Raw genomic sequence first — 21,381 nt, 5'->3', positions numbered from 1 at the left:
CCGGGCGCGCTAGCTGATCCGCAGCGGCAGGATCAGTGTGAACGACCGCCACGGCGGCGTGACCGATTCGTACGACTGCGGCGGCTGCAGCGGCGCGTCCGGCAGCGGCGGGTCGGTGACGAGCGCGCCGCCATGGTCGACCATCGTCTCCTGGATCTGCATGATGGCGATGCTGGCCCCGTCGTGCGCGGCGCGCTCGGCGTTCAGCAGGGCATCGTCCGGAACCGCGTGGACGGGCTGGTCGGTGTCCCAGTCCTGTTCTTCGCTCAAGCCGAAGCGCAGCGTGCAGCCGTCGGGCCCGGCGTCGATGTCGACAGTGACGCTGGCGTCGTCCGCGTTGCGGCGGCGCAAAAGATAGTCGAGCATGGAGCGGAAGGCCGCGCTCAGCGACTGGACGTCGCCCGACACCACCGGCCCGTCGCGCGACGCCGATTGGTTGCGCAGCACGATCCGCCGCTGGTCGCGCGCCGGCAAGGCGGCGATCACCTCGCTGATCCGCGCGCCCAGTTCGACGTCGCCATGCAGGGCGCGGGCGCGCCGCCGCGATTCGCTGGCGCCGGCCAGGCGTTCGAACGTGATGTCGGCCTTGCCGATCTCGGCGACGATGCGCTGGCTGAGGTCCTGGGCCTGGGCGGCGACGACCTCGGGCGGCGTGCCCTGCCGGGCGTCGTCGTGCAGCAGCGCCGCCTGCGACGTCAGGCTGCATGCCATCGACAACGAGGTGCGCGTCTGCCGGGCGACCTCGGCCACGGTTTCGCGCAGGTAGCGCAGGTCGCGCGCCCAGTCCAGGTCCGCGATGTCGGTGAAGAACCAGATCGACATGTCCAGGCTGGGATCCAGGTCGGTCCGGGTGGCCAGCAGCGAGCGCGGCGCGCCGGCGCTGTCCAGCAGTTCGATGCGCTCGCGCTTGACCGTAAAGCCGGACGTGAGCACGCCCAGCGTGGCCTCGTCGCCCGCGATCGCGTAGTCCGTGATCGAGGGCGATCCGGCGCCGTCCCGGGCGTCGTCGTGCACGCGCCGGGGCTCGGTGCCCAGCATGTCCGCGGCCACGCGGTTCATCTCGATGACCGCCCCTTCGCGGCCGACGAACACCACCGCCTGTTCGGTTTCGGCCATCAGGCTCTGCTTGGTCTGGCTGAGCAGGTGCTGGGCCAGGCCCGCTTCCAGCGACGCGATGATCTGGAGCAGGTCGTCGATGTCGGGCCCCTTGAAGGCATGGGACACCGAGGACTCCACGTCGAGCAGCCAGCGCACCCGCCCGTTCAGGCGCACGGGAACCGTCATGGCCGAGCGCAGCGGCCGCTTCGGGCCCGCGTAGCCATGCTGCGCGTAGGCGGGATTGCCGATGTCGTCCACCGCCAGCAGGCGGCCCAGCGAGAGCGTCGCGCCCAGCATGCCCAGGTCGGCGGGCTGCCGGTAATCAGCCGGCAGGGCATAGGCCGGCGCCAGGCTGTGCTGCGTCACCACTTCGAAGCGGTCATCCAGCCGGTTGACGCGGAACAGCGCCACGTGGTCCCACGAGAAATGCTGGGCGAGCTGGACGATGATCTCTTCGGCTGCCTGGCGCAGCGACTCGGCCGTCATCACCTTCTGCCGCAGCGAATCCGCGAACTCGGCGCGCTCGTCGTCGCGCTCCTTCTCGAAGCGCATCAGCACCGGTTCCAGGTCCAGCGCCCGCAGGGTTTCCAGGTCCCGTTCGCCGTACGATCCCGGCTGGCGCGAGCACAGGCTCAGGGCCGAGCTGTAGCCGCCTGCCCGCATGACGGGCAGCGTCACCGAGGCCTGGATGCCCAGGTCCTGGTAGCAGCGCACGACCTCGTTGCCGGGCTCGGGCATGTTTTCCTTGACGAAGGCGCCGATCTCTTCCACCCAGGTCCGGCCCGAATCCAGGAACGACCGGATCGTGGGCGGCAGGTCCATCCAGCGCGCGGGCCACAGTTCCACGCCTTCCGGCCGCACCGCGATGGCGCGGAACAGCGAGACGTCGTTGCCGTAGATGCCGAAGACGGCGTGCTCGAACGGAATCAGGCGCCGGATCTGTTCCAGGATGCGGTCCAGCTTCAGCCGCCAGCCGGGAATCGCCGGATCCAGCGCGATGCGCCGGATCTCGTCGCGCGCGGATTCCAGGGTGCGGGACTGGATGACGGCGATGACGCCCAGCAGTTCCCCGTTGGGCGCCGGGTCGGGCGTCATCACCAGCTCGAACTGGCGGTCGACGTCGTCCGGCACGGGAATGGCGATGGCCGCCGCCACCATCGCGTCGCCTTCCGTGTCGCGCGCGCAGCGCAGGATGGCGCGCTGCAGCCGCGGACCGTCGCCCGGCCGGAAGTGCGCCGCCAGCCGCGTGCCGTATAGGTCATGCCGCGCGATGCCGAGGGTGCGCGCCGCCTCCGGGTTGGCGAACCGGATGACGCCATTCAGGTCGAGCCGGAACACGGCGTAGGGCGTGCGATCGAAGCGGGTCGCCTCGGCCTGGCGAAAGGCCGCCCCGTCGTTCACCAGGACGATGAGTTCCCCGCTGTCCAGCGTGCAGAAGGGAATCAGCTGGGCAGGCGCCCGGGCGCCGTCGGCGGCCGCGTAGACGACGTCGACGGGGCCGTCGCCCATGCGCAAGGGCTGGCGCAGGCCGAATACCTGGCTGGCCTGGCGGCCGGCAATGTCTTCGTGGTCCAGGGGCAGGACGCTGCTGGCGGCGACGATTTCGCCGTCGTCGTCCAGCAGGATGCAGGGGACGCCGACCCCCGACAGGACGCGCGACACCTCGCCGGGATCGCCGAAAAGAGAGAATTCGCGCGGCGGCGCCGAGGGAGCCTTGGGCAAGGACGGCGCCGCCGGCGCCTTGGGCAAAGACGCGGCCGCTGGCACGGGCGCGCGCGGCGCGTCAGCCCTTGCCGGGATGGCTGCCGCAGGCTTGGGCGCCGGTTCCGGGGGCTCGAGATACGGTTCTGGCTGTCGCTCTGTCATGTTCAGGCCCTCCGCGACGCGTCAGCGCTTGATGAAGGCGATGACCTGCTGCTGCGTGCCCTTGTCGTTGTCGAATCCGCCGTGGGTGCTGGACGCCACGGGCGGTATCCGCGATGCGGACGACTGGCTGCCCGCGGGCGAGACGTGGACGGCGTCGCAGGGGATGCCGGCGTCCCGGAAATACCGCTCCATGCCCAGCAGCGGCGTGGTGGTGCCGCCCTCGAACGATTCGCTCACCAGGTACAGCAGCGAACGCCGGTACGGCCCGCAGGTGGGATCGTCTTCTTCCGCGCGGTCGGACAGGTGGAACTGCTGGTACCGCTTCACCCGGCTCTTGAGCTGCGGCACGACCAGGTCCTTGAAGGTCTTCATCGTCACGGCCGGCGCCATCAGGCTCAGCGACTCGAGTTCTCCGCCATCGGCCGCAAGGCGCCGCACGAAATGGCTGGCCACGATGGCGCCCGCGGAATGGCCCACGATGTGCAGGCGCACGCGGCCCCGGGCGACGTGCGCCTTGAAATGCTTGTAGAGCATGATCATGGCGGCTTTGTCGTCGCCATTCCTGGCCGGCTCGCTCATGGCTTCGGCGTTCTGCTTCATCTCGCCCCAGATCACCGTGCCGGGGCGGGCCAGCCAGCGTTCCAGGCGCTGGTTCCACCACCGCTCCAGCCGGTCGCCGATGCCGCCGGTGCTGCGGGGCACCTCGTTCGACGCGTCCTGGATGATGTTCTTGACCGTGGTGATGAAGTCGGTTTCCCACATCAGGAAAACGGGAAATATCTGGCTGTCGTAAAGCAGGGGGATCCATTCGGCGGCTGCCTCGGCGGCGGCCGCTTCGCCCACCAGGCCGCCATGCGCGTAGACGCACACGTCCATCGGCTTGTCCTTCAGGCCCCAGCGCTCGCGCGCCGCAACCATGTGCACGTCGACGATGGCGCGCAGGTCATCGGGCGTGGTGCGGAAGGCGCCGCTGTTGCTGAGTTCGCCGTTGTTGCCGACGTTGACGATGAAGGGCGTCAGTTCGCGGTCGCGCAGCACCTTGCCCGCGGCCAGCGTGACTTTGCGGCCTTCGGTGCGCAGGCTGATGCTGTTGGAGATTCTCTCGTGCTCGTGCGTGACGACGCCCAGCTGCACCACCCAGCAATCCATGGCGTTGCGCAGCCAGTCGTCGTAGGTCAGCACCGCCATGCCGTGCGTGCCCCATTCCTCGCCCCAGGAGTTCTGGATCAGGAAGCCGTCCTGGGTGTAGCCCACGATGACAAAGGCATGTCCCTGGATGGCGGTGTCCTGGCCGGTGGACGGGATGACCCAGAAGGGTTCGGTGATGGGCGTGGCCGCGGCCTCGTGCGGCGTCATGCCGTGGCCGGCGTCCCAGCCGTCGTGGCAGCCGGCGCTGGCGTAGAGGATGCCCACCTCGTTCAGCGCCGCGTGCATTTCGACGATGCTGCGCGTGTCGATGCGGTAGTAGGCGCCCAGCGGCCGCTTCACCGCGTCCAGCCACCAGTCGTCTTCGGTCCGCCTGGCAGCCGGCGGCATGTCGATGGTGGGGAACAGGGCCTGGACGCAGGCGCCGTGGCGGAACCAGCCCTTGAGCGCGCCGCGCAGGCTGGAGCCGCTGTCGTCGACGGACCCGGGAAATTCGTCGTAGCGCCTGGCCATGGAATACAGCATGAAGGGCGAGATGGCGGGCCGCGAATCGCGTTCGGATTTGCGCAGCAGGTATTCGACGACGGTCGACAGCGCAAAGCCCGTGCAGGCCGAGGTCTCGCCCTGGTGCTTCACCGTCAGTCCCATCACCGGGATCATCTCCGCCTTGGGGGTGACGGAGATGTTGGGGCGGAACAGGATGTCGCGCGCGTCGAAGGCGTCGGGCTTGGCGGAGCGCTCGAAGGGATGCGCGGGCGCGGCGTCGTCCTGCGTGCGGCGTTTACGCGCCTTGGGGCGCGGATCTTCCGGCGCGGAGTCGGCGGCGGCCGCCTTCGCCGCCCGCTTGCCCTTTTTCGCGGGGGCGGATTTGGTGGCCGTGCGCACTGCCGCTTTTCGGGTTGCCATGTCGCTCTCCCACTGTCTACGGCCTGCTAGGACGCCAGCTTGAGACTGGCGATGTAGCGGGACGCGTCCGCGCCCAGCTTGGCCTGGACATCGTCACGCAGTTGCCCGTACAGGGCGGAGTTCAGGGTCAGCCGTTGCGCGCAGGCCCAGAAGTTGACCTGGCGTGCCCCCCGCCGGACAAACAGGAAGCGCTTGCGGCTGTCGAGCGCGCGGAAGTAATAGGCGCCCAGCGCCATCGTCAGGACGCCGCTGCGTTCGCGCTGCACCGCGCCAAGCTGGAAGTTGCCGCCCGACTGGGACGAGGCGTGGAAATCGAAGAGCTGCACGGTGGCGTCTTCCTCCGCCAGCTTGCCCAGCGCGGCGACGGCCTGCTGCAGCACGGCGAGCTGATCGCGCCGCGCGACGGCCAGCAGCAGGTCTACGGCCACCTCGTCCATGCGGAACTCGCTCTCGTCCTCGTCGTAATGCGTGAACGACATCTGGCTGCTGGTCCAGCCCAGGTTGTCCAGCACTTCGACATAGGTCTGGTACCAGGACTGCGTGTTCGTGTAGCGGTCGTGGGCGGCGCTGGCGGCGCGCTGCGCGAGCTGCAGGGAATAGAGCACGTCCCCTCTTTCCGTTTCGTTCAGCCCGGCCGCGAACGACATCAGGCTGCCGGCGTTGACGTTGGCCTGCGGCGCGGCGGCCTGCCTGCCCGCGTTGGCCGGCTTGCCGGCGCGCAGCACCGCGCCCTTGGCGGGCGCGCGGCGCCTGGCCACGGGCAGCCCCGGCGGCTCCAGCGTCTGCAGCGGCAGTTCGCCCAGATAGGCGTGGATACCGACCGCGTTGACGCCATGGTCCGGCATGGTGGACAGGGGCGCGGCGGCCTTGGCTGCCCGCTTCGCGGCGGGCCGGGGCGGCGGCGCGGGCGACAGCAGCTCGCCCTCGTCGGAGAAGGTCGCGGCCAGGATGAAATCCGCTTCCGCCGCCGAATAGGCGGGGTCCCAGTGGGTATTTTCGGGGACGTGGCAATGGCCGAAATGCCCGCTGCTCGAATCCCAGGTGGCGGCATCGCGGTTATGTCCGCCAGGGTCCTTGCCGTTCCTGGCCGGCAAGGGCCGGCCCGAGGGCCATTTACGCGCGACGCCGTGCTGCTGTTCTATCCACCGGCACAGGCGCGCCAGGTTGGTGAGCGCGCGGCTGTCCTTGGGCAGGTGCGCGAATCCCACCAGCTCGATCTGCACCGCGGAATCGCGGTTGGTCTGCACGCCGCCGGGGTCGTTGCGCAGGGCCCGGGCGCCTTCCGCGGTATCGATATGCTGGTAGATCGTGCTGGCGTCGACGGTGAAATGCGGGTCGGAGCGGTTCCGGCGGAAGGCGTCCATCGCGCCCTGCGCGGTGCTGCCTTCCGTGGTGTGGTGGACGATCTTGAAGGGACCGCCCAGATGAGGTCCGGACGCGCCGGAAATGGGCCGCCAGGTCGCGAAAGGGCATCGTGCCATCGATTGTCTCCTCGGAACGGGCGGGGATGTTCTTGGCAAGACGACATGACGACGATGATGCGGCGCCCGTTGGAGGGATATATATGCGGACCTCATCCGCCTTGCTAGTAGCCGAAAGTATTAATCCTTGAATCTGCAATGGTGCTTTTGGATCATTACCCGGATTTGGCGGTCGTCCATGCGGATGAGGCGCCGCTTCAGGCCGCCTTTCGTATCCGGACGGGGATGGATTTGTAGGCCGGCGTGCCGCTGGCCTTGTCCTGGTAGTCCAGGGGGCACAGGTTGTTCGCTTCGGGGTAATAGGCGCCGACGGAGCCGGGCGCGATGTCGTAGGCGATGGCCGTCAGGCGCAGCTGGCGATGGGACTGGCCGGGCAGGCTGGTCGCGATGTCGACCACGTCGCCGTGCTCGATGCCGTGGCGTTTCAGGTCGGCGGCGTTCATGAACAGCACGTCGCGGCGCCCGAACACGCCGCGGTAGCGGTCGTCCAAGCCGTAGATGGTGGTGTTGTACTGGTCGTGGCTGCGCAGCGTGGTCAGCTTCAGGATGCCGCCGGCGGCGATGTCCGGATCTTCGCGCAGGCCGTCGAAGGGGATGAATTCCGCCTTGCCGGACGGCGTCTTCCAGACGCGCTCGGTGGGCGGCAGCGGCAGGCGAAAGCCCCCGGGCGTGCGGATGCGCGCGTTGTAGTCGCGGAAGTCCGGGTAGATCTTTTCAATCAGGTCGCGGATGCGGTCGTAGTCCTCGACCAGGTGCCGCCAATCGACGCGGCTGTGCGGCAGCGTCGCCTGCGCCATGCCCGCGATGATGGCGGGTTCCGATCGCAGGTGCGGGGACGCGGGCAACAGCCTGCCGCGCGAGGCATGCACCATCGACATCGAATCCTCGACGGTGATGGACTGTTCGCCGCCAGCCTGGATATCGCTCTCGGTGCGGCCCAGCACGGGCAGAATGATCGACTCCTTGCCGATCAGGAGGTGCGACCGGTTCAGCTTGGTGTTCAGGTGCACGGCCAGGTCGAGCTGGCGCATGCCCCGCTCGCATTGCTCGGTGTCGGACAGCGCCACCGCGAAGTTGCCGCCCAGGCAGATCAGCGCCTTCGACTCGCCCGCGACCATGGCCTGCATGGCGGCCACGGCGTCGTGGCCGTGGCGCTCCGGCGGGCGAAAGCCGAAGGTCTGCTCGACGTGGTCGAACATGGTCTTGTCGATCTTTTCCGTGATGCCGACGCTGCGGTTGCCCTGCACGTTCGAGTGCCCGCGCAGGGGGCAGATGCCGGCGCCGGGCTTGCCGAAGTTGCCTCCCATCAGCAGCAGGGCGGCGATCTGCTGCACGTTGCTTGTGCCTTTCTCGTGCTGGGTGATGCCCATGCCGTAGGTGACGATGGTGGCGTTGGACCTGGCGTAGGCGGCGGCCACCTGTTCCAGGTCCGCGCGCCGCAGGCCGCAAGCCTGTTCGATGTCGGTCCAGGGGGTGCGGTCCAGGTCTTGCACGTACGCGCCGTAGCCCTGCGTGTGCCGGGCGATGAAATCATGGTCCAGCGCGTCCTGCCCGGCCCGGTCCGCGGCGACCAGCGCCTTCATGATGCCCTTGAGCGCCGCCGCGTCGCCGCCCACCTTCACCTGGAAGTATGTGGAGGCGATGGGGGTCGATCTGAGCGACGCCATCTCGATGGGATTCTGCGGATCGGCGAAGCGCTCCAGGGCGCGTTCGCGCAAGGGGTTGAAGACGATGATGGGCACGCCGCGGCGGGCGCACTCGTGCAGCGTGCCCATCATGCGCGGATGGTTGGTGCCGGGGTTGTGCCCCATCGAGATGATCAGCTCGCAGGCGTCGAAGTCTTCCAGCGACACGGTGCCCTTGCCGATGCCGATCGCTTGCGGCAGGCCCACGCTGGTGGCCTCGTGGCACATGTTCGAGCAATCGGGAAAGTTGTTGGTGCCGTATTCGCGCGCATACAGGCTGAAGAGGAACGCCGCCTCGTTGGACGCGCGGCCGGACGTGTAGAACTCGGCCATGTCGGGGTGCGGCAGGCCGGCAAGCGCCTGGCCGATGCGGGCGAAGGCCGCGTCCCATTCAATGGGCCGGTAGGTGTCGCTGGCCGCGTCGTAGGCCATCGGGTGCGTCAGGCGGCCGGCATTCTCCAGGTCGTGGTCGCTCCAGGCCAGCAGCTCGGCGACGGTATGCGCGGCGAAGAATTCCGGCGTGACGCGCTTCTTCGTGGCTTCCCAGGTGACGGCCTTGGCGCCGTTCTCGCAGAACTGGAACGTGGACGTCGGCGACTTGTCGGGCCAGGCGCAGCCCGGGCAGTCGAATCCGTCGGGTTTGTTGGTGCGCAGGAGCAGCACAGGCGCTTCCGGGATGCGCATCTGGTCGGCGACCGCCTTGGCGGTGGCCTTCAGCGCGCCCCAGCCGCCCGCGGGCGCGTCGTAGCGATGGATGCCGGTCGGATTGGCTTTGGTCATGAAGATTTCCGTTTCAGGAGGCGCCGCGCAGGGCGCCGTCGGTGGCGTGGGCGGGATGGCCGCCCCGGGCCGCGCAAAGGCGGCTTGTGATCACGGAGCCCGCCACGGCCACGATGATGGGCACCAGGAAGGCCTGGTCCACGCGGGTGAATTCCAGGATCAGCACGATGGCCGTCAGCGGCATGCGCATGGAAGAGGCCAGGAAGGCCGCGGCGCCCACGATGGCGAACGCGGCGGGCGGCGAGTCCGGCCAGGCCAGGCTCCACAGTCCGCCCAGCACGACCGCCAGCGACGCGCCGATGGCGATGGCGGGCGTCAGCAGGCCGCCTTCCGCGCCCGCGCGCAGCGTCGCGGCCACCACCGCCACCTTCAGCACCGCGAGCGTTGCGGCCATCGCGATGGTCAGTTCGTTGCTGAAGCCGAGCTGGGCCGGCCCCTTGCCATTGCCCAGCAGCGCGGGCAGATAGATTGCCAGCAGGCCGACGAGGGTGAAGTTCAGCAGGCAGGCCACGGGCAGGCGCCAGCCGCGCGCCGCGTTGCGCCGCGCGGCGGTGGTCAGCCGCTGGAAACCGTGGGCGGCGCACCCGAACACCGGGCCGGCGATCAGGGCCCAGACCACCAGGCTGACGTTGATCTGCATGGCAGGGACGGCGTACTGGACGACATTGCCCAGTCCGGCCCAGGCGACGACGGCGCCGATGCAGCAGGTGGCCAGCGCGATGACGACAGCCGGCCAGGAGAACGTGCCCCACAGGACCTCCAGCACGAAGAGCGCGGCGCCCAGCGGCACGTTGTAGACGGCGGCCAGGCCGGCGCCGGCGCCGCAGGCCACGATCAGGCGGCGTTGTTCGGGGGCCAGGCCCAGCAGCCCGGACAGCCGGCCGCCGGCCAGCGCGCCGACTTCCCGCGGCGCGACTTCGCGTCCCAGCGGCGAGCCCAGCGCGACGGTCACGATCTGCAGGATGGCGTGCGCCAGTGTCGTGGCGGGCGGCATGGCGGTGTCGGGGGCGTCCACCGCCTTTTTGACGCCGACCAGGGGCCGGCCATAGCGGTAGAGGACCCACCAGCCGCCGCCGGCCACCAGTCCGCAAAGCACGAGCGCCAGCACGCGGCGCGATCCGCTGGCCGCCTGGACGCCTTGCAGGAAGGATTCGTGGCTGACCAGCGGCCCCGAGCCGTAGCCATAGGCCAGGTGCTGGACGGCGTGCAGCAGCATGCCCAGCAGCATGCCGCCCAGCCCGGCGACGACGCCGGTCAGGAGGGCGGCGGCCAGCAGCCTGGGACGCAGCCAGGACTGGTCATCGGGCGATATGTCGTTCATGCCGGGCTCCGTCGGATGCGCGCCGGAAATCGTCCGAACGCGCTGCGTTGACGCAGTGTAGGTGCCCCAAGGCCCGCGCCGGGCGCGGCAAGCCCGAAAACCATACCTATTGGTTAGGCGCTCATCCGTGAATTCCTTGTGAAGCGTCAAAGTAGTGATGAATCCGGCTCTATTTCAAATAGTATCCAAGTAATTCAGTCTATATAATCGCGTTTCAAATTAATGGCGACAGATGCTGCCCCCGCGCATTGGCGACCGGGGTCGGCTGGAGAAGATGATGTTGAACAAGGTCGTGAAGATCGGAGCGTTGGCATTCCTGTCGACGGTGATTGCGGGATGCGCCACCGAGCGTTCCCAGGCGCTGGCCGTGCCGGCCGTGGCGGCCGCCAGCAAGCCGTATGCGGGGGTGCGCAGCCCCATTTCGGTCGGCAAATTCGACAACCGCACCAATTACCTGCGTGGCGTGTTCTCCGACGGCGTCGACCGTCTGGGCGGCCAGGCCAAGACGATCCTGATGAGCCATCTGCAGCGCAGCGGCCGCTTCCAGGTGATGGACCGCGACAACCTGTCCGAGATCGCCCAGGAAGCCGCCTTCAACAAGAAGGCCGCCCAGATCAAGGGCGCGCGCTACGTGGTCACGGGCGACGTGACGGCCTTCGGCCGCAAGGTCACGGGCGACCAGCAGCTGTTCGGCATTCTGGGCCGCGGCAAGGAACAGGTGGCCTACGCCAAGGTGGACCTGAACGTGGTGGACGCCACCACGTCCGAAGTGGTCTATTCCGCCTCCGGCGCCGGCGAGTACAGCCTGTCCAACCGCGAAGTGATCGGTTTTGGCGGCACCGCCGGCTACGACTCCACGCTCAACGGCAAGGTCCTGGACCTGGCGATCCGCGAAGCGGTCGATCGCCTGGTCGACGGCATCGAGCAGGGCGCCTGGCAACCCGCGAAGAATTGATAGGGGAACTTCATGTCGAATCAGACCAGAAGCACCCGTCCGGCCGCGCTGGCGCGCGTGGGCCGCGGACTGGCGATCGCCGCGCTGGCCGGCCTGCTGTCGGCCTGCGTGCAGCAGCCCAAGTCCATGTATAGCTGGCAGTCCTACCAGGGCTCGGTGTATGCCTACCTCAAGGACGACGGCGCGGACTACGCGACGCAGACCCAGGCCCTGGAAAAGAACATCGAGACCGCCCGCGCCTCCAACACCGAGCTGCCGCCGGGGTTCCGCGCGCACCTGGGCATGCTGTACATGAAGATGGGCGACGGCGACAAGGGCGCCGAACAGATGCTGGGCGAAAAGGCGGCATTCCCCGAATCCGCCCCGTTCATGGACTTCCTGCTGCGCAACGCCGGCAAGCCGCAGGCGCAGCAAGCCGCGGCAGCTGCGTCGGGCGTCGCTGCGTCGGGCGTCGCCACGCCGGCCGTGGAACAAGCGGCGCCCGCGCAGGCCGCCGAATCGAAGAAGGGATCGTGATGCTGAACAAACTCTTGCGCGCCGGCCTCTTGGCCGCCGCCGCGCTGCTTGCCGGTTGCGTGGCTCCCCCGCAAAAGAACGTGGACTACACGGCCTTCCGCGAAAGCAAGCCGGCGTCGATCCTGGTGCTGCCGCCCCTGAACACCTCGGTGGACGTGGCCGCGTCCGCGGCGGTGCTGGCGCAGGCCACCCTGCCGCTGGCGGAATCGGGCTACTACGTGATTCCGGTGGGCGTCATGGACGAAACCTTCAAGCAGAACGGCCTGACCTCGCCCGACGACATCCATGAGCTTCCCGCCGTGAAGCTGCGCGAGATCTTCGGGGCGGACGCCGCGCTGTACATGACGGTCAAGCAATACGGCTCCAGCTACAACGTGGTGTCCAGCACGGTCACGGTATCGATCGACGCCGAACTGCTGGACCTGCGCAACGGCGCCAAGCTGTGGAGCGGCACCAAGCAGGTGGTGCACGCCAACAACAACAGCAACGGCGGCCTGCTGGGCATGCTGATTCAGGCTGTCGTCGACCAGGTTGTGAACAACCTGTCGGACCGCAGCTACAGCGTGGCGGGCATGACGAACAACATGCTGCTGAGCGCCGGCACGGCGGGCGGCATCCTGTACGGCCCGCGTTCGCCGCGCTACGAAGCGCAGTAAGCCAGTCCGGCCCCGCGCCGGCGCTTCCGCCCGCGCGCCACCCCGACCACCCCAATCCCGCGGTGGACGCCTTTGTGGCGATCATGCGGGAAATCAAGCAGCAGCCGGGGTGAACGGGCGTTTGCGTCAGGCGCGGTCCGGAACCGCCCGATAGGCGGGATAGTCCGTAAGCCCCTGCGCCCCGCCGCCAAACAGGGTGTTGCGGTCGTGCTCGGCCAGCGGCTCGTCGTTGCGCAGCCGTTGCGGCAGATCGGGGTTGGCCACGAAGGGCCGGCCGAAGGCGATCAGGTCGGCCCAGCCGGCGCGCAGTGCGTCGCGGGCGCGTTCGGCGGTGTACTTGCCGGCATAGATGAGCACGCCCGGGTAGACGCGCCGCAGCGCTTCCTTGAACGCCAGCGGCATGTCCGGCGCATCGTCCCAGTCGGCCTCGGCGATGTGGACGTAGCCGACGCCGATCTCGCCCAGGCGCTTGGCCGCGGCGGTGTAGGTGGCCACCGGATCCGCATCCACGCAGCCATTGAGCGTGGTCAGCGGGGCCAGGCGGATGCCGACGCGGGACGCGTCGCCCAGGGTCTCGACCAGCGCGCGGGCCACCTCGTCCAGGAAGCGCAGGCGGTTGTCCAGCGAGCCGCCGTATTCGTCGGTGCGGGCATTGGCCTGCGAGTCCAGGAACTGGTTGACCAGGTAGCCGTTGGCCGCATGCAGCTCCACGCCGTCAAAGCCCGCCGCGATGGCGTTGCGCGCCGCCTGGCGGTATTCCTCGACGATGGCGCGGATCTCGCTTGTCGACAGCGCGCGGGGCGCAGACGCCTGCACGAAGTTGGGGCTGCCGTCCTCGTTCTCGATGAAAACATTGACGCCTTCGGCCTGGATGGCCGACGACGACACGGGCGCCTGCCCGCCCAGCAGGCTGGTGTGGCTCAGGCGGCCCACATGCCACAGCTGCGCGTAGATGCGGCCGCCGGCGGCGTGCACGGCGTCCGTGACGCCGCGCCAGCCGGCCACCTGCGCCGGCGTGCAGAGGCCGGGCGTGCCGGCGTAGCCCTTGCCCATGGGCGAGATGTACGTGCCTTCGCTCACGATCAGGCCGGCGCCGGCGCGCTGCGCGTAGTAGCGCGCCATCAGCGCGTTGGCGCAATCGCCGGGCTGGGTGGCGCGCGAGCGCGTCATCGGCGGCATGACGATGCGGTTGGGCAGCGTGAGGCTGCCGAGGGCCAGCGGTTCAAACAGGGGATCGGGTGTGTTCATGGCGCCGTCCTCAGTCCCACTCCGCGGCCAGGCCCTGCGGACTGACTTCGCGGCCGTTGCGCTCCAGCGCGGCGATTTGCGCCATGTCTTCGGCGGTCAGGCGCAGCGCCTGGGCAAGCAGGTTGCTGGCCAGGTTCTCGCGCTTGGTCGACGAGGGAATCACGGCATAGCCGAGCTGCAGCGCCCAGGCCAGCGCGACCTGCGCGGGCGTGGCCTCGTGGCGCCGGGCGATCTGGCCGATGACCGGATCCTTCAGCACCTTGCCATAGGCCAGCGTCATGTACGAGGTGACGTGGATGCCCTGTTCCTTCAGGAAGGCGACGAGCTTGTGGTTCTGCAGGTAGGGGCTGAGTTCGATCTGGTTGGTGGCGATCTGCTCGCGGCCCACGGCGGCGATGGCGGCGCGCGTCTGCGCGATGGGGAAATTCGAGATGCCGATCCGGCGGGTCAGGCCCTGTTCCTTCGCGTCGGCCAGCGCGGTCATGAACTCGTCGACGGAAACGCCGTTGTCCGGCGCGGGCCAGTGGATCAGGGTCAGGTCCACGTAGTCGGTGCGCAACTTGGCCAGGCTGTCCTTCAGGCTGGGCGCCAGCTTGTCCTGCGCGTAGTTCGGCACCCAGATCTTGGTGGTCAGGAACAGGTCTTCGCGCGCCACGCCCGATTCGGCGATGGCCTGGCCGACGTCGGCCTCGTTTTCGTAGATCTGGGCGGTATCGATGGCGCGGTAGCCGACGTCCAGCGCGTTGCGCACCGAATCGATGGCGGCCTGGCCCTGCAGGCGGAAGGTGCCGACGCCAAAGGCGGGAATGCTCATGTAAAACTCCTGGGGATGTGCGGGGCCAGACGGAGAATGTCTGGGATGGACGTAGTGTGCCTGCCGGATACTTGAGGAAAAAGCCGGGTATGGGCGAAATACTTTTGATATAACTTCAAATATGAAAACCACCCTGGACGAAATGCAGGTCTTCATCGCCATCGTGGACAGCGGGTCGATCACCGCCGCCGCCGATGTGCTGGGACAGACCATCTCCGCCACCAGCCGGACCATGAGCCGTCTGGAAGAAAAGCTGCAGACCACGCTGATGCGGCGCACGACGCGGCGTCTGGAGCTGACCGAAGAGGGCAAGGCCTACCTGGAACAGGCGCGGCGCATCATTGCCTCGGTGGAGGAAGCCGAAGAACTCATGAACCTGCGGCGCAACCAGCCCGCCGGACTGCTGCGGGTGGACGCGGCGTCGCCGTTCATGCTGCACGTGATCGCGCCCCTGGTGCCCGGCTACCGCAAGCGCTATCCGCAGGTGGAGCTGGAACTGAACAGCAACGAAGGCAACATCGATCTGCTGGAGCGCCGCACCGACCTGGCCATCCGCATCGGGCGCCTGAAGGACTCGTCGCTGCACGCCGTGCCGCTGGGAACCAGCCGGGTGCGGGTGCTGGCCAGTCCCGGTTATCTGGCGCAGTACGGCACGCCCAAGCGCGTCGCCGATCTGGCTTCGCACGTGCTGCTGGGATTCAGCCAGCTGGAAGCGCTGAACGAATGGCCGCTGCTCGACGCGGACGGCCAGCCGCTGCACATCAAGCCGCGGGTCCGGTCGTACAGCGGCGAAACCTTGCGGCAACTGGCGCTGAACGACGGGGGCATCGTCTGCCTGTCGGATTTCATGACGCGCGAAGACCGCAAGGCCGGCGCGCTGCAGCCGCTCTTCGTGAAGCAGACGCTTGAAGTCAGGCAGCCGATCAACGCGGTCTATTACCGCAACACGGCGATCTCATCGCGCATCAAGTCCTTCATCGACTACGTGGTCGAGACGGTGGGGCCGGACGGCTTCGCCGAATAGGCCCTGGCCTGAAGGTGTGTCAAAAGAAGACTGGAGCGGGCGCGCAGCGGGAGGGGACTCTATACTGTCCCCGTTTTATTTCATACCCCGGACACCCATGAGCATCTTTTCCCGTTTCTTTGGCCGCAAGGAAGAACCCACTGACGCGGCGGCCTTGGCGGCCAACCCCGATATCGACGAAGCGCTGAGCCTGCAGGTCCTGTTCCCCGGCCCGCTGGCGATCACCGAAGCGGCGCTCACCGCCGCGCTGCGCGCCTATCACCCGTCGATGGGCCAGGCGCGCGCCGAGATCGCGCCCGACCTGCCCGAGTTCCTGGGCCTGGCCGGCTGGGACAAGCATGTCGTGCGGCTGGTGGGCTTCGATGCGCCCTACCCGAAGGATGCGCTGGAAACCTGCGTGGCGCCGGCCCACTATCCCGGCCCCGTAAAGGACGAGATCCGCGGCCACGCCAGCCATCTCATCCTGTACTACGCGGGCCATGAAACGGATCCGCTCGAGCAGTACGTCGCGCTGGCCGCGGTGGCCGGCGCGCTGACGGGCTTCAAGGCGATGGCGGTGCTGAACGAGCATGCGCATGCATCGCTGCCCGCCGGGGTGTTCGCGGCGGACTCGCTGGGCGAGGAAAGCATGGACCTGTTGCGCACGCTGCCGCTGAACATGCTGTATTGCGGCTTCGTGAAGTATGACGTCGAGGGCGTGCAGGGCGTCTGGATGCGCACCTACGGCGCGGATGCCTTCGGGCTGCCGGACTTCGCGGCGCTGGCCAGCGGCCATGACCAGGGCGAGTACTACTCGAACATGTTCAACAACATCATGAGCTACATGCTGGACAGCGGCGCCGAACTGGCGGCGGGCCACACCATGCAGATCGGCGAAGACGCCTACATGAAGCTGCGCGAACCGGCCAAGGAAGAGTATTACCTGGACGGGCCCGGGCGGGTGCTGGTGGCGGAGATCATCACCGCGGACCAGATCAACGCGCAGGAATAAACCCGTCGCGGCGCGTCCGGGCGCGCAAGGCCGGTTCGCGCCAGACCAGTTCGCGCCAGACCGGGCCGCGCCAGACTGGGTCGCTTCACAGCAGGCCCGCATGGCGGGCCCGCGCCACGGCCTGCGTGCGGCTGTCGGCGCCGAGCTTGACGTTCAGGTGGCGCAGGTGCGTGCGCACCGTGCTTTCGGAGACGAAGAGCTGCCGGGCGATGGCGCTGTTGGAGTGGCCTTCGGCCAGGAGGCGCAGCACACGTAGTTCCTTGGGCGTCAGCCCGTCGGCGCAGGCTGCCGCGACGGTGGGCGCGGGCTGCGGCGCCTGGGGGGCGATCCCGGCCTGTTCCGTGAAGCGCCGCCACCATGCCTGCGCCGCTTCGTCCGCCAGCCAGGCGCTGCCGGCCTCGCCGGACGCATGGCGCTGGATCAGGCCCGCCAGGGACGCGCCCTCGTCGACCAGCACGCGGCACAGGCCTTCGGACTGCGCCGTCCGCAATAACGGGTCTATCTGCGCGAACGCGCCGGCATCGTCGCCCGCGCGCGCAAGCGCGACGGCGCGCAACAGCTGCAGCTTGTAGGCGCGCCGCACGCGCCGCGCCGCCAGGGCCTGCGCGATGTCCCTGTCCAGGTCGCGCAGCGCGGCGCCGGGATCGCCGTCGTAGGCCAGGCAGCGCAGCCGTCCCAGCCGCGGATACAGCAGATCGTTGGCGGGCAGGCGCAAGGCTTCCACGCGCCGCCACAGGTCGGCGTCGTCCGCACGGCCCAGCTCGTCGCGCGCGGCCTGCGGATGGCCCTGCATGAGCAGCACGCGCGCGCGCTCGACGCGGGCGCTGGCCGCGATGCGCGGCAGGCGGCGCTGATGGCCCAGGTATTCCAGTTCGCCCAGGAGATAGAACGTCTGCTCGGCATCGCCCTCGTAGAAGGCGACGCGCGCGAGCATCAGGTAGCCCAGGATCAGGTGGTCCGGCAGGCCCACGTCGCGGCCAAGCGGCACGTACACATGCAGCAGCCGGGCGGCCTGCGCCAGGTCTCCGGTCTCGTAGACCCACGCGGCGTACAGCACGCCGGCCCAGGCGTTGCCGTTGGCCTGCCCGTAGGCGCCCTTGCGCGTGGCGCGCACCGCCATGCGAAAGCGCGCCCCGGCCTGGCGCATGCGCCCTTCCTGCAGATCGATGATGCCTTCGACCGCCTCGGAATACATCAGGTTGAAACTGCTGGCGCTGCGGCTCTGCGCGCGCCGCGCGGTATCGAGCAGCGCGCGCGCCTCGTGGTAGCGGCCCAGCACGGCGCTGATGTTGGCCATGGCGTTGGCCAGCGCCGTGTCGGTGAACGACAGCGCGTCGTCCAGCGCCGCGACGCTGGACATACCGGCCGCGTAGGCATCTTCCTGCCGGTCCATCATCGACAGCAGCAGGGGCTGCAGCGCCCGCACATGGTCCAGCACGGCGGGATCGCGGCTGTCGGCGAGCTTCAGGTCGGCCAAGAGCAGGGATGCTTCGCTGGGGCCGCGCGTGAAACAGGTGGCCCAGATCTGCATCGCCTGCAGCAAGGGGCGCGTGGCCAGCACGGCGGCGGGAAGCTGTCCCAGCCAACGCGAAAGCAGCCGCATGCGCCCTTCGGCCAGCAGCGACTCCGCATGGGTCTGCAGCAGCGCCAGCGCGCGGCCGAAGTCGCCGCCGTCGATGGCGTGGTCGATCGCCGGCACCGGCCTGCCTTGGTCTTCGTACCAGCGCGAGGCGGCCAGGTGCAGATCGGCGACGTCGCTGGGCGCCTGTGCGTGCAACTGCGATTGCAGGTAGCTGGAAAACAGGCTGTGGTAGCGATAGTGATGCCCGTCTGCCGCGGTGCGCGTGAGCAGCACGTGGCCGTTTTCAAGCTGGCGCAGCAGGTCCGCGCAATCCATGCCGGGCAGCAGGGCCTGGCACAACGGCGCGCTGAGCTGCTTGAGGATGCTGGTGCGCAGCAGGAACTGGCGCAGCGCCGGCGTCTGGCTGGCCAGCACGTCTTCGGCCAGGTAGTCGGCGACGGACTGGTCGCTGCCGGAGAAGCGTTCGATGAACGCGGCGGCCGAGGGTTGCCGCGCGAGCGACGCGGACGCCAGGCACAGCGCGGCGATCCAGCCCTCGGTCTTGCGATGCAGCAGTTCCACTTCGGCCGGCATCAGCGCGGGCTGGCGGCGCGCGAAGAACCGGTTGGCCTCGTCCAGCGAGAAGCACAGCTGCGCGGCGTCGATCTCAAGCAGTTGGTTTGCCGTGCGCAGCCGGCCCAACGCCAGCCCCGGCGTGTGCCGCGAGCCGATCAGCAGCCGCGCATGCGCGGGCAGGCGCCCGATCAGGTCCTGCACCAGATCCAGCACCGCGGGGGCGGTGATGGCTTCGAATTCATCGAGCACCAGCGCGAAGGGCGCGCCTTGCGATGCCACCGCCTCGACGAGCGCCAGCGCCAGCGTGTCTTCGGAATCGTGCGCGGCGGCAGTGCCGGCGGGTTCCGCCTGCACGCCCAGCGCGGCCGTCAGGCAGCGCAGGAAGCGCGGCAGGTCGTTGTCGGCGCGGTCCAGCGTCAGCCACGCGGTGCGCAGGGAACGGGCCTGCAGGCGGGCCTGGCATTGCGCCAGCAGCGTGGTCTTGCCGTAGCCGGCGGGGCCGCGCGCCACCACCACTTTGGGGCCGTCGGGATGGCAGATCCGTTCGCACAGGTCCTGCCGGGCGATGTGATCGCCATGCGCGGCGGGCGCGTGGAGCTTGCCGCTGGCCAGCGCGTGTTCCATCGAGAACGAATGACGCATGGGCTGCCTGTGCAGGGGTTGCGGTTCTGCGCGCATCGGTCCGGGTAAACCCGCGCGGCGCTGGAAAATCGTCGCTTTGGACGACGGCGAAAACGCGTGCCTACGATACAAAAGGACGCTCCCCGGAGCAATACGCACACCGCCGCAAAGACGGCGTAAACCGACAACGGAGACAAGTCCATGGCAATCCCCAAACTGACGCTCGCGGTGGCGGGCGCGATCCTGGCCGCAGGCGGGGCGCACGCCCAGAACGCGGCGGGTCCCGTGAAGATAGGCATCATGGCCGACATGAGCTCGGCGTATTCCGACATCGGCGGCAAGGGCCTGGTCGAGGCCGCGCGCATGGCGGTGCAGGACTTCGGCGGGTCGGTGCTGGGCAAGCCTGTCGAGCTGGTCTTCACCGACGGCCAGAACAAGGTCGACGTGGCCAGCGCCGCCGCGCGCCGCTGGTTCGACCAGGACGGCGTGGACATGATCACGGACCTGCCAACGTCGGCGCTGGCGCTGGCCATCAGCGAGCTGGGCCGGGAGAAGAAAAAGATCGTCATGGTGACCAGCGCGTCGACCTCGGAGCTCACCGGCAAGGCGTGTTCGCCCTACACGGTCCACTGGACCTACGACACTTATGCGCTGGCCAACGGCACCGGCGCCGCCGTCACCGAACAGGGCGGCAAGAACTGGTTCTTCATGACCGCGGACTATTCCTTCGGCTATGCGCTGCAGGGCGACGCATCGGCGGTCATCGAGCGCAATGGCGGCAAGGTGCTGGGGGCGGTGCGTTCGCCGCTGAACACCCCCGATTTCAGCTCCTACCTGCTGCAGGCGCAAAGCTCCAAGGCCGGCATTATCGGGCTGGCGCTGGGCGGCAACGATGTCATCAGCGCGATCAAGCAGGCGGCGGACTTCGGCATCGGGCGTCCCGGCAGTTCGCAGCGGCTGGTGGCGCTGCTGGCTTTCCTGTCCGATGTGAAATCGATCGGCCTGCAGCTGGGGCAGGGGCTGCTGCTGACCGAAGCCTTCTATTGGGACCAGAACGACGCCACGCGCGCCTGGTCGCAGCGCTTCCAGGACAAGGTCGGCCGCAAGCCCACCATGACGCAGGCCGGCACCTACGGCGCCGTCATGCACTACCTGAACGCCGTGAAGGCCGCCGGCACCAAGGACGCCGACGCCGTCATGGCCAAAATGCGCGACGTGCCCATCAACGACTTCATGACCAAGGACGGCAAGCTGCGCGTGGACGGGCGGGTGGTGCGCGACATGTACCTGTTCGAAGTGAAGAAGCCCGCGGACTCCAAGGGCGAGTGGGACCTGTACAAGCAGGTGGCGGTGATTCCCGGCAACGTGGCGTTCCGTCCGCTGGACAAGGGCGGCTGCGCGCTGGCCAAGTCGGGGGGCGCCGAATGATCAGCTACCAGGTGACCGCCTTCGGCGAGCCGCTGGCGCGCGCCGAACGCCCCACGCCCGCGCCCGCCGGCGGCCAGGTGCTGCTGCGGGTGCTGGCGGCGGGCGTGTGCCACACCGACATCCACACCTGGGAGGGGGGCTACGACCTGGGCGGGGGCAAGCGGCTGAGCATGGCGCAGCGCGGCGTCAGCCTGCCGCTGACGCTGGGCCACGAGACCGTGGGCGAGGTCGTCGCGGCAGGCCCGGATGCGCCGCCCGATATCCGTCCGGGACAGCGCCGCCTGGTGTATCCGTGGATCGGCTGCGGCGACTGCAAGGTGTGCCGCCGGGGCCGCGAGAACCTGTGCGCGTCGCCGCGCTTCCTGGGCATCTTCCGGCCGGGCGGCTACAGCGACCACATCATGGTCCCCGACGCGCGCTATCTGGTGGACATCGGCGACCTGCGGCCCGAACAGGCGGCGCCGTATGCGTGCTCGGGCCTGACCACCTACAGCGCCATCCGCAAGATCCCGCCCGAGGTGCTGGCCGAGGAAGCCGTGGTGGTGATCGGCGCGGGCGGCCTGGGCCTGATGTGCGTGACGCTGCTCAAGGCGCTGGGCTGCCCGACCGTCGTGGTGCTGGAATCCGACGGCGTGCGCCGCGGCGCGGCCCTGGCGGCGGGCGCGCACGCCGCCATCGACGCCACCGCGGCGGACGCCGCCGCGCAGG

General features: G+C 68.9%; 15 protein-coding genes. 7 read left to right on the top strand and 8 right to left on the bottom strand.

Features of this window, described 5'->3' with window-relative positions:
- Nucleotides 1-9: 9 nt before the first annotated feature.
- The 5 genes from ABE485_RS20200 to ABE485_RS20180 form a co-directional block, all read right to left on the bottom strand.
- The gene (locus tag ABE485_RS20200; RefSeq protein WP_346517052.1) at nucleotides 10-2,820 is read right to left on the bottom strand and encodes a PAS domain-containing protein; all 2,811 of its coding nucleotides are present in this window, start codon (nucleotides 2,818-2,820) and stop codon (nucleotides 10-12) included.
- 165 nt (nucleotides 2,821-2,985) lie between these two features.
- Nucleotides 2,986-5,016: a C1 family peptidase gene (locus tag ABE485_RS20195; RefSeq protein ID WP_346517051.1), complete on the bottom strand. Its 2,031-nt coding sequence runs from the start codon at nucleotides 5,014-5,016 to the stop codon at nucleotides 2,986-2,988.
- A gap of 26 nt (nucleotides 5,017-5,042) precedes the next feature.
- Nucleotides 5,043-6,497 (bottom strand): N-acetylmuramoyl-L-alanine amidase, encoded by a 1,455-nt coding sequence (locus tag ABE485_RS20190; protein WP_346517050.1) that lies wholly within the window; start codon nucleotides 6,495-6,497, stop codon nucleotides 5,043-5,045.
- 197 nt (nucleotides 6,498-6,694) lie between these two features.
- Entirely contained in the window at nucleotides 6,695-8,962 is a 2,268-nt protein-coding gene (locus ABE485_RS20185) for an FdhF/YdeP family oxidoreductase (protein WP_346517049.1), read from the bottom strand.
- Between the two features lie 13 nt (nucleotides 8,963-8,975).
- Nucleotides 8,976-10,283 carry a chloride channel protein gene (locus ABE485_RS20180; protein WP_346517048.1) on the bottom strand — a complete coding sequence of 436 codons (1,308 nt, stop codon included), beginning with the start codon at nucleotides 10,281-10,283 and terminating at the stop codon, nucleotides 8,976-8,978.
- A 277-nt stretch (nucleotides 10,284-10,560) separates the two neighbouring features.
- Between ABE485_RS20180 and ABE485_RS20175 the strand changes: the two genes are divergently transcribed.
- From ABE485_RS20175 to ABE485_RS20165, 3 genes are read left to right on the top strand one after another with little or no spacing between them, the layout of a single operon-like run.
- Nucleotides 10,561-11,238 (top strand): CsgG/HfaB family protein, encoded by a 678-nt coding sequence (locus tag ABE485_RS20175; protein WP_346517094.1) that lies wholly within the window; start codon nucleotides 10,561-10,563, stop codon nucleotides 11,236-11,238.
- Between the two features lie 12 nt (nucleotides 11,239-11,250).
- The gene (locus tag ABE485_RS20170; RefSeq protein ID WP_346517047.1) at nucleotides 11,251-11,754 is read left to right on the top strand and encodes a DUF4810 domain-containing protein; all 504 of its coding nucleotides are present in this window, start codon (nucleotides 11,251-11,253) and stop codon (nucleotides 11,752-11,754) included.
- Nucleotides 11,754-12,410 carry a DUF799 domain-containing protein gene (locus tag ABE485_RS20165; RefSeq protein ID WP_346517046.1) on the top strand — a complete coding sequence of 219 codons (657 nt, stop codon included), beginning with the start codon at nucleotides 11,754-11,756 and terminating at the stop codon, nucleotides 12,408-12,410. Before ABE485_RS20170 ends, ABE485_RS20165 begins: the two co-directional genes overlap by 1 nt.
- 126 nt (nucleotides 12,411-12,536) lie before the next feature.
- On the opposite strand, the gene ABE485_RS20160 is transcribed toward ABE485_RS20165, so the two are convergent.
- Nucleotides 12,537-13,658, bottom strand: a complete 1,122-nt coding sequence (locus ABE485_RS20160; RefSeq protein WP_346517045.1) for an alkene reductase — start codon at nucleotides 13,656-13,658, stop codon at nucleotides 12,537-12,539.
- A gap of 10 nt (nucleotides 13,659-13,668) precedes the next feature.
- Nucleotides 13,669-14,472: a 2,5-didehydrogluconate reductase DkgB gene (gene dkgB, locus ABE485_RS20155; protein WP_346517044.1), complete on the bottom strand. Its 804-nt coding sequence runs from the start codon at nucleotides 14,470-14,472 to the stop codon at nucleotides 13,669-13,671.
- A 121-nt stretch (nucleotides 14,473-14,593) separates the two neighbouring features.
- On the opposite strand from dkgB, the gene ABE485_RS20150 reads away from it, so the two are divergent.
- Both ABE485_RS20150 and ABE485_RS20145 read left to right on the top strand, forming a co-directional pair.
- Nucleotides 14,594-15,496, top strand: coding sequence for a LysR substrate-binding domain-containing protein (locus ABE485_RS20150; protein WP_346517043.1), 903 nt, complete (start codon nucleotides 14,594-14,596; stop codon nucleotides 15,494-15,496).
- A gap of 97 nt (nucleotides 15,497-15,593) precedes the next feature.
- On the top strand, nucleotides 15,594-16,487 hold the full coding sequence (locus ABE485_RS20145; protein WP_346517042.1) for a DUF4261 domain-containing protein: 894 nt from the start codon (nucleotides 15,594-15,596) through the stop codon (nucleotides 16,485-16,487).
- 85 nt (nucleotides 16,488-16,572) lie between these two features.
- On the opposite strand, the gene ABE485_RS20140 is transcribed toward ABE485_RS20145, so the two are convergent.
- Nucleotides 16,573-19,266 (bottom strand): LuxR C-terminal-related transcriptional regulator, encoded by a 2,694-nt coding sequence (locus ABE485_RS20140; RefSeq protein ID WP_346517041.1) that lies wholly within the window; start codon nucleotides 19,264-19,266, stop codon nucleotides 16,573-16,575.
- A 180-nt stretch (nucleotides 19,267-19,446) separates the two neighbouring features.
- On the opposite strand from ABE485_RS20140, the gene ABE485_RS20135 reads away from it, so the two are divergent.
- Complete coding sequence (locus ABE485_RS20135) at nucleotides 19,447-20,673, top strand: ABC transporter substrate-binding protein (RefSeq protein WP_346517040.1); 1,227 nt, start codon at nucleotides 19,447-19,449, stop codon at nucleotides 20,671-20,673.
- Nucleotides 20,670-21,381: alcohol dehydrogenase catalytic domain-containing protein (locus tag ABE485_RS20130; RefSeq protein WP_346517039.1), on the top strand; the 712-nt coding region annotated here is incomplete at its 3' end. The genes ABE485_RS20135 and ABE485_RS20130, both read left to right, overlap by 4 nt.

This window comes from Achromobacter spanius, assembly GCF_039673305.1.
Lineage (GTDB): Bacteria > Pseudomonadota > Gammaproteobacteria > Burkholderiales > Burkholderiaceae_B > Achromobacter > Achromobacter spanius_F.
The sequence above is the reverse complement of the archived record's forward strand: the minus strand, read 5'-3'. Positions and strand labels throughout refer to the sequence as shown.